This is a genomic window from Vibrio sp. TMPB1044, assembly GCF_030442075.1.
In the GTDB taxonomy this organism is placed as follows: Bacteria; Pseudomonadota; Gammaproteobacteria; order Enterobacterales; family Vibrionaceae; genus Vibrio; species Vibrio satsumensis.
Map to the genome: position 1 here is coordinate 1 of NZ_JAUJED010000075.1, position 7924 is coordinate 7924.

10 protein-coding genes are annotated in these 7924 nt (G+C 39.1%); 1 reads left to right on the top strand and 9 read right to left on the bottom strand.

The annotated features are described in order from the left end of the window. The 3 genes from QQ041_RS22285 to QQ041_RS22295 form a co-directional block, all read right to left on the bottom strand. A partial coding sequence (locus QQ041_RS22285; RefSeq protein WP_285955083.1) for a pyridoxal phosphate-dependent aminotransferase occupies positions 1-650 on the bottom strand: 650 nt, incomplete at its 3' end. A 114-nt stretch (positions 651-764) separates the two neighbouring features. After that, entirely contained in the window at positions 765-1454 is a 690-nt protein-coding gene (locus tag QQ041_RS22290) for an iron-containing redox enzyme family protein (RefSeq protein ID WP_285955084.1), read from the bottom strand. Between the two features lies 1 nt (position 1455). After that, a complete protein-coding gene (locus tag QQ041_RS22295) occupies positions 1456-2409 on the bottom strand; it encodes a hypothetical protein (protein WP_285955085.1) in 954 nt (317 codons plus the stop codon). A 419-nt stretch (positions 2410-2828) separates the two neighbouring features. Between QQ041_RS22295 and QQ041_RS24200 the strand changes: the two genes are divergently transcribed. Then, complete coding sequence (locus QQ041_RS24200) at positions 2829-3119, top strand: LysE family transporter (RefSeq protein ID WP_353057848.1); 291 nt, start codon at positions 2829-2831, stop codon at positions 3117-3119. Between the two features lie 175 nt (positions 3120-3294). Here QQ041_RS24200 and QQ041_RS22300 read toward each other — a convergent pair whose 3' ends face one another. The 6 genes from QQ041_RS22300 to QQ041_RS22325 all read right to left on the bottom strand — a co-directional run bounded on the left by QQ041_RS22300 (position 3295) and on the right by QQ041_RS22325 (position 7769). Beyond that, a complete protein-coding gene (locus tag QQ041_RS22300) occupies positions 3295-4599 on the bottom strand; it encodes a site-specific integrase (protein WP_285955086.1) in 1305 nt (434 codons plus the stop codon). Then, entirely contained in the window at positions 4596-5723 is a 1128-nt protein-coding gene (locus tag QQ041_RS22305; RefSeq protein WP_285955087.1) for a site-specific integrase, read from the bottom strand. The genes QQ041_RS22300 and QQ041_RS22305 overlap by 4 nt, the downstream gene beginning before the upstream one ends. A 352-nt stretch (positions 5724-6075) precedes the next feature. Further along, positions 6076-6519 (bottom strand): lytic transglycosylase domain-containing protein, encoded by a 444-nt coding sequence (locus QQ041_RS22310; protein ID WP_285955088.1) that lies wholly within the window; start codon positions 6517-6519, stop codon positions 6076-6078. A 54-nt stretch (positions 6520-6573) separates the two neighbouring features. Next, positions 6574-6909 carry a type I restriction endonuclease subunit M gene (locus QQ041_RS22315; protein ID WP_285955089.1) on the bottom strand — a complete coding sequence of 112 codons (336 nt, stop codon included), beginning with the start codon at positions 6907-6909 and terminating at the stop codon, positions 6574-6576. 78 nt (positions 6910-6987) lie between these two features. Beyond that, entirely contained in the window at positions 6988-7374 is a 387-nt protein-coding gene (locus QQ041_RS22320) for a hypothetical protein (RefSeq protein WP_261891404.1), read from the bottom strand. A 38-nt stretch (positions 7375-7412) separates the two neighbouring features. Further along, entirely contained in the window at positions 7413-7769 is a 357-nt protein-coding gene (locus QQ041_RS22325; protein ID WP_285955090.1) for a hypothetical protein, read from the bottom strand. Between the last annotated feature and the right edge of the window lie 155 nt (positions 7770-7924).

A 7924-nucleotide genomic window follows, 5' to 3' on the forward strand; every position in this document is an offset into this window, starting at 1 on the left:
TTTTTTTTTGAACCGACTAACCAACCAACTCTTAAACCGGATGCCGCTAAGGACTTAGAAAGTGAGCCTGAAATTAAAACTTGGTCAATTATCCCAGATAGCTCTTTATATGGCATTTTACTGGAAGTATAGTTGAACTCTCTATATACATCATCAACCAACAAAAATGATTTTTTTTCTATGCATATACTTATTAGCTCCTGCCACACTTCGCTAGAAATAACCATTCCTGTAGGGTTATGTGGAGTATTTATCAATATTGCTGTTTTATTATTTATTTTTCTAAGATCATTTATATTTATTTCAAACTTATTATTGTTTATTAAAAGTCTACTAGAAATAAATCTAAGCCCTGCCATTTTACACATCATTGGATAGTAGGAATAGAATGGTTCTAGTACGATAATTGATTCATATCCTAGTGTCTTTAGGCAATACATACTACATAAAAGTGACTCTGTACAACCAGAAGTTATAATTGAGTGATAGCTATCCCCATACATTGATTTTATTCTACTATTAAGCAATACAGCGCCTTGTACAGGCATGTATTGCCAATTACATCCCTCTCCAGATGACATATATTCACTCCAATCTCTATCATATATATTTATAGGTAGCCCTTGAGAGAGATTAATTGATGACTTCATTTTTGACAACTTAGACATATATCCATAAATATTATTCAAACTATTGCCTATCTAATTTTTAAAAATATTAAAAATTGGCAGCAGAATAATTAAAACTGCTGCTTTAAATTAAAATCATTTCGTTAATCGATGAAGTCCACTCCAGAAGTTTGTTAGTGATTGCAAAACTTCACTGGCCCCAGAGATCAATTCTTCTCTAGCCCCATCTCCACCTTTACTAGCTTCAACCAATGCATCTTGGATCCAGTCAACATGATTAGATTCAATTAATATATGTAGATAAAAATAGTTAAAATCTTCATGTTTCCAACCATCGTAGAGTCTAAATCCTTCATATAAATTTATAATCATCGGAAGTCCAAACTCTTCGATGACATAGTGAGCACCTATTGCTTTATTAGGACTTTCTTCCAAGAATAATCTCTTTAGATCATCAATTAATTGTCGAGTTTCAGTCGTATAATCTACAGATTTGTAATCATCCAAAGTAACTCCTATAGCACTTAGTGATTCTTCAAACATCGAAAAATGTGGGGCACCTCTACCATCGCCCAGCTCGGATACAACAGTCCGACTAATCTTCAACCTAATTAGTTCGTCATCTACACGCGGAGCTAAACCTGATAAAATTTCAGGAAAAGTTCTTATGTAAAGGTAATATTGTTGAAAAATCGGTTTTATTTTTTCTAATGGTAACTCTTTCTCTCTAAATGTTTTATAAAATTGATTTTCGTTTATATTAGACTCCTCGATCATGTTTTTAATCACTTCAATCAGTTCACATTTACTCTTCGTAACTTCCATTTTATTCCCTTACCGTTTCTTTCGACTTATAATAATTTGCAAATAAAACACTAATGCAAACAAGAATTACTAAAATAGGCACAAAATAATTAACCCAAGATAAATAAAAATATTCTAAACCTAGTGCAACGCTTGGGACTAGAGGTATTATGATTGAAACCCGACCTGACCCTAACGTCACTATTGAATACTGCAATAAATATATTGGAACCACTATAAATGTGAGGGATAATATAGCCATATTTACTAATATCGTAGTTTCTGATTCATATAGAATCCTTATGGACTCATGACTTGAGAAAACAATATAAATGAGTAACATTATAAACCTCGATGCTAAAATATTTAAAACCGTAAATTCTCTCTTATAAAAAAGAAACTCAGAGTACACCATATACAAAGCTGCTGTTACTCCTGCTATGGACGCGTATATAACCCCTTGTATCAAAGAGTCATTTATACCACCTTCAAAATAAACTCTACTGTAACCGAGTAATCCCAAAAAAAAAGCCAAGAACAACACTGATATAATAAGACTCTTCTTAGGTAGTTTCTTATATATTAGGAACTCCACAACAATTACAATTATTGGTATCCATCCTTGATAAATAGCTGACTCTACAGAAGCTTCGATTTTCTGAAGAGCCATGAACATAAACAACCAACAAAATAGCGTTAATACATTCAAAATCGCTACTGATTTAAAGTTAGTGATAATAAAAAAAATAAAATTCCCTTGTTTTAAACAGCATAATGTAAAGAATGAAATCTGAGCAACCAATACAGTAAAAAATATTAGTGCCTCTGAATTAAAAGTCGAGAATGAATAGTTAACCCAAACGGATGATACAGCAGTCGCTAAACAATATAATCCAATAGCTAACCATCCCAGCCTTTGCGTTAGTAGAGGGTTATACATTAAATCATAGTCATGAAAATATTTTTTCTTGGCCATTATCGAAATTCCTTTCATATCCAACTATTACTTAGATTTAAAATTAATTGCTAGAGCTAGACATGCTCCGTGTCTGTAAACATACTCTCAGACAAAAGGTACTACCTTGCATTATTAATAGATAAATTATTTAAAATAACCATACCCAAACAAGAGTTAGCTGCTTTCTTTAGTTTATATAGAACAGTCAAGCCTAGGATCCAGATGAACCTTCGACGATAAAATTCAAACTCAAGCCAACTAATATGTATAATTACGCTATTTTTAACCCAAGACTCACGTAAGGGCTGGGTTGGCTGATCTAATCTCCCATAATCAGCCGCTAACAAACTTCTTAATAAGACAGTTAACGTTCGGCGATTTAAGTTGGTTAAGTTTATTTATTACGGCAGGTTACTTTAAGGGCTGTTAGTTTTCCTCTGAGTTTTAGTTGCCGACTACATTTTTATTTTTCTGGCTTTTTCGGTTTTCTAGCTTTGGCAAATATTAAGGATGAGCTTTCGACAGTGATAAATTTTTTCGGAGTTACTTATCTTTTTTGGTTGGCTCATATCATTTGGACTTCTTATATTACCGATACCTCAGCACGTACTTCGGATAACGGAGTACGTGCCTCAACTTTTGGTTTGCTAATAACCCTATTGAATCCGAGAGCAATATGGGCTTATTTATCGATTTATAATCAGTTTATGTATCAGATATTGATATGATATTTGCGATTTCAACATTTTCTGTGGGCGGTTTTTAGCAATCAATAGAGTTTTACTTACAACAACGGCCTTACCTCGTTGACTGCTCTTGCAACGTAAAATTAGAACAGATTGGCTTAAAACCTGCTCTATGCTTTAATTTTGATGTATTTTATTATCTACCTACAAAATTTTGTCACCATTCCCAAAAATCCACTTCATATCTAAGCCGTTCAACCTCCTCATCGGTCAGTTCAGGTATTGCTTTAATAGGTCTTCCTCTGCGTTTAGGGGGGGATTTCATCGGCTTAGGTTTGGAGGCTCTCACTTTTCGAGTTTTAGGGTTACTCACAAGCTGGCCTGATAATATTCTACTAATAACTTCCCCTATCGCCTCAGCAGATTGCGATACTTGCGCATCATCCACATGAGCATAACGAAGCGTAGATGAAATACGCGTGTGACCCAACAGTTTCGACACCATTGGGATAGGATACCCCTCTAACACCGCATAACTGGCAAAGGTATGGCGCAAATCGTGAATGCGAACATCCTCGATATGGGCTAAGGCTCGCACCTGTTGCCAGACCATACTAACCTTAGTCGACCGACTCACAAAACGATGCAAGGGCATAAACACATCATCGTGTGATTCGCTACGATGCGTCCATACTTGCTGTGGTATGTCTGAAAGGAGTTGCTGCGCTTCCTTTCCCACATACACCACCTTCGCACCCGTTTTGCTGTCCGGCAAGTGCCACTCCCTGCCTTTAACAAAAGACCATTGCAGGCCTGTTACTTCAGAAATTCGACACCCCGTTAACAGCACCAGCTTTAGCACCTGACAACAGCACGCTTCCAGATCACCTTGCTGGCTGATCACCGTTAATGCCTTCTGCAGTCGCGCTAACTCATCCAAACTCAAAAAACGATTGAGCTTTTTTTTGCGATTTTGCTTAAGACCGTCACAAGGGTTGTTCATGCAATAACCTTGCTTCACCGCATATTTGAAGATTGAACGAAGCACATCAAGATTACGATTAGCTGCTCCTGCGTAAGTCTGGCTAAGTTCATCAAACCAACGATGTACATGACACGAATCAATACGGCTGACAGGAAAACGTCCAAACTCGGGCAACAAATGCCTTTTTAAGGCGCTCGACGCTGTCCCTTGCGTACTCAGTTTCCATCCCTTGCAGACCTTCTCCGTCCATTCTTCTTTCACCAAAGCATCGAAGCGGATCAACCGTATAGGTTTCGTCTCTTTGTCTAAAAAAGAGGCCTGTAAAGCTTGTACTTGTTGTCTCATTTTTTTTAGTGTCAGTTGCCCCACTGCCACCAACGTCTTATTAGGAACGGATAAATGAGTCACATAGAAACGGCGACCATCGGTATAAACTCGAACCCCTAACGCTGGCACTTGAGTATCCCACACCGTATACGTCCGAGTTTTCGAATGAAGTGATTGAATCACTTTAGAAGTGAATAACAGTGACTTCATGAGCGCATACCTTTAACGAGTACACCCGACACATGAGAAGCCGCCTGACACACGTCATCACGTCCCAAATGTGCATACTTTAGCGTCGTTTCCGCTTCAGCATGCCCCAAAAGGCGACTCAGTACGATCAAGTTTACCTTCGACTGCATGGCAATACTGGCGTAGGTGTGACGTAAATCATGCAAACGTACACCTTCCAATCCTGCCAACTGGCGAGCCTGTCGCCAGAATATACCCAACTGATTGGTGGATATGGGTTGAGTGTTACAAGGGGCTGGAAACAGGTAAGGACTCTCTGATTGCCATGCATCAAGATAAGCTCTAACTTGTGAGCAAAGGTAAACCGTTTTCGCCCCCGTTTTACTGTCTAGTAAATGCCAGTGACCACCTCGGTACTCTTTCCATTGTAAGGTTCTCACTTCCGATGAGCGGCAACCTGTGTATATCAACAAACGTATTATCATGACCTTAGCCGGGTTATCGCCCTCTAACGTGTCTAACACTCGCCAGAGTTGTCGCAATTCGTCTTTACTAAGATAGCGCTCTCCCCCTCCTTCTTTATAACGCTTGAAACCACGGCAAGGATTGGTATTTTTAGGACGATATTCCCACGTTTCACATTGTTGCATCATAACCGACAGCAACACTAACGCTTGGTTGGCTGAGCCTTTCACATGGCTTAACTGGGCAAACCACTGCTCAACATCATTTCGAACAATAGATTGTACTTCCCTATCTCCAAGATAAGGGGCGATCTGAAGACGAAAGGCACTTTCGTTCTTTTTCAAAGTATTAGGTTTCCAATGACGAGGATAACGCTTGAAAAACTCTTGGCCGAAAGCCTGTAGCGTTATGGAGGGCAAGGTTTCCATTTTTGGGCTACGCACTTGCTGAACAAGCTGCAAGGCTTCTCGCCTTGCTTGACGTAAAGAGTAATCTAACGCGCCACCTAACTTATGATTCCTCCTCAACCCGTTGTGCTGAAAACGAACGAAAAACACGCGCCTCCCTGACGGGTAGACTCGTAAATACAGCGTAGACACCTTGGTATCATAGTATTCTTGTGTGGTCGAAGTCGGTTTAACGCGCTCGACAAATCGCTGAGTAAGAGATATTTTTTTCATTTCAAGCTCCTGTTTACAGGGGCACTTTTGAACCGTAGAACGCTATCAAACATGCCATAACACTAAAAAACAAAAACTTAATACCAATAAATTTCAATTAGTTACTACAGACAACCATTCATAATCGCCAGATTATGGCGTGGTGTGTGGTCACCAACTCAACTAACCAACGACTCAGAACGAATTATCTGAATCCCTTAATCAAAGCAACGGGAAAAACTGACAGCGAAAGACAAAAGCCGACCAGGTGGCGAATGAATCTGACGAACGAGGGATGCAGGAGTATGAAAGCTGAAGAAAGAAAGCGAGAGGAAAAAGTCAAAGAACTTGCACCATTGCGGTGCAAGGTCTTTTATTTAAGGTTTCTCTGAAAATAAACCGATTGGACTTTTTGGATGTATATTTTTCTGGCGCTCTCGGTACGTTTAAGAAATCCTGCATTATAAGCGCCTACGCTATTCCAGTTATAACCATGACTGGAAAAGTTAGAGCTTAATACCCACGCACCTAATGAAACATTAAAACAAGGTTCGTAAACATTGGTTTCATTGACATTAAATTCAGCCAGTCGAGGAAACCAACTAGAGTTAATTTGCATGAGTCCAAAATCACGACTGGTTACTTGACCTTTTTTATTTTTGTTTTCGTTATAAGCATTAGGATCAAGACTGCTTTCAACTTGTGCTATCGCTCGCAGCAAATCTGGATCAACATTATAATGTTGTCCTGCTTCATCAAAACAAAACGAATACCCGACACTTGGAAATACCGACAATAATAAGATTAGTTTTTTCATAAGCTAAAAAATGGAGTCCAAAGGAACTCCATTATATCGCGTGAATTGACGTCATCAATATTCATTAGGGAGTAAAATCGTAGTGCAACTACGATCACGCTCGGTAATTATCCAGACTTGTTCATTACAAATGGTATAACTGGATAAAACCCGCTCGCCTGTCTTGGTGGCTTCGTCATTGGTAAGTTTATCTTCAACACAGACATTTCCCCAATCACCATTTTGGTGACGATGTAAGTAAATCGGTAAATTCACACCAATATTGATATTTAGCAGTTCAGCAATGCCTTGTGTACAAACAACGTTTCCAAGATCAAACGGCACAGCCGTACAGACATAATTATTTTCTTTCGTTTCTTCGTTATCGGATGTAACATTTTTAATGTTCATTTTATTTACCCCTGTATTTAAATTGAATTTGCCTTGATATTTGATACAGCAAATATCAAGGCGCTTTACTTTTAGCGTTTAATAAACGTCTTCCGTTTTACGAATGTGATTAAACACCTCATACACTTCATCGTAAGAAATGCCATACCCTTCGAGCTTTTCGACACAATCACAAATGTCATTGGTGTAGAAACACTCGTGATTGAATAGCTCACGGCGAATGATCGCTTTTTTACCATTCTCTTCGATGTCTTCGGCGATCCCTTCTTGAGCAATAGAATCTAAACGGGTCATTAATTGCTTCGCATTATCAACAGGGCAAATTAAACCCATACCTAACGACGCATATTTCACGCCCTCTTTTTTTGCTTCATCGAACTGCTTATTAGAAAAAGCAAAGAACGCCCCCGCCTCATTAAATGCTTGCGTTTGTTTGGCTTGAATATAGTGAGAGAGATATTTCATGACTTACTCCTGACGTTAATACAAAAACATCCCAGTAATTAAAACGGGCAACGGTGAAACGAAAAGAGGGATCTCGAAGGGGTTGATACATCCTTCACAATAAAATTGTCAGTTAAGTCCCCTATTTTAAAGTGGTGCAAGATACTTTTCTCAACCTCAGCCTGAGTGGATGGGTAGAACTTAGAATCACGCGAAGTAAATCCCGCGATTTTGAGTTCAGCTAAGGTAATGTCGCTACACGGCGTAAGAGAAAAGCCGTGCTCTTCTCCCTCTGTACGCTGAGGAATACGCAGTAAAGAGATATCATTTTTTGGTGAGCTTTCGTGCCCAGCGGCGAAACGCTGGTCGCTGAGCGTCAATGTAGAGAGAGTTGGGGTTGAGTTTTGTTGTGCCATGACAAGTTTCCTTTCTGTTTGAGTATCACTTTTATGGAGCCGCTTGACTGTCCAGACCTCAAACAGGGTTCTTCTCTGCAGGGGCGCGCAGCGTTTATTAACCCTTGCAGAGAAGGTTCTGATTGAGGATGGTGAACAGTCTGCGAGCGCCATCC

Bases quoted from the DNA above. Each gene is read 5' to 3' on its own strand.
- QQ041_RS22290 (WP_285955084.1), bottom strand. From the start codon at position 1,454: ATGGAAGTTACGAAGAGTAAATGTGAACTGATTGAAGTGATTAAAAAC.
- QQ041_RS22295 (WP_285955085.1), bottom strand. From the start codon at position 2,409: ATGGCCAAGAAAAAATATTTTCATGACTATGATTTAATGTATAACCCT.
- QQ041_RS22300 (WP_285955086.1), bottom strand. From the start codon at position 4,599: ATGAAGTCACTGTTATTCACTTCTAAAGTGATTCAATCACTTCATTCG.
- QQ041_RS22305 (WP_285955087.1), bottom strand. From the start codon at position 5,723: ATGAAAAAAATATCTCTTACTCAGCGATTTGTCGAGCGCGTTAAACCG.
- QQ041_RS22310 (WP_285955088.1), bottom strand. From the start codon at position 6,519: ATGAAAAAACTAATCTTATTATTGTCGGTATTTCCAAGTGTCGGGTAT.
- QQ041_RS22315 (WP_285955089.1), bottom strand. From the start codon at position 6,909: ATGAACATTAAAAATGTTACATCCGATAACGAAGAAACGAAAGAAAAT.
- QQ041_RS22320 (WP_261891404.1), bottom strand. From the start codon at position 7,374: ATGAAATATCTCTCTCACTATATTCAAGCCAAACAAACGCAAGCATTT.
- QQ041_RS22325 (WP_285955090.1), bottom strand. From the start codon at position 7,769: ATGGCACAACAAAACTCAACCCCAACTCTCTCTACATTGACGCTCAGC.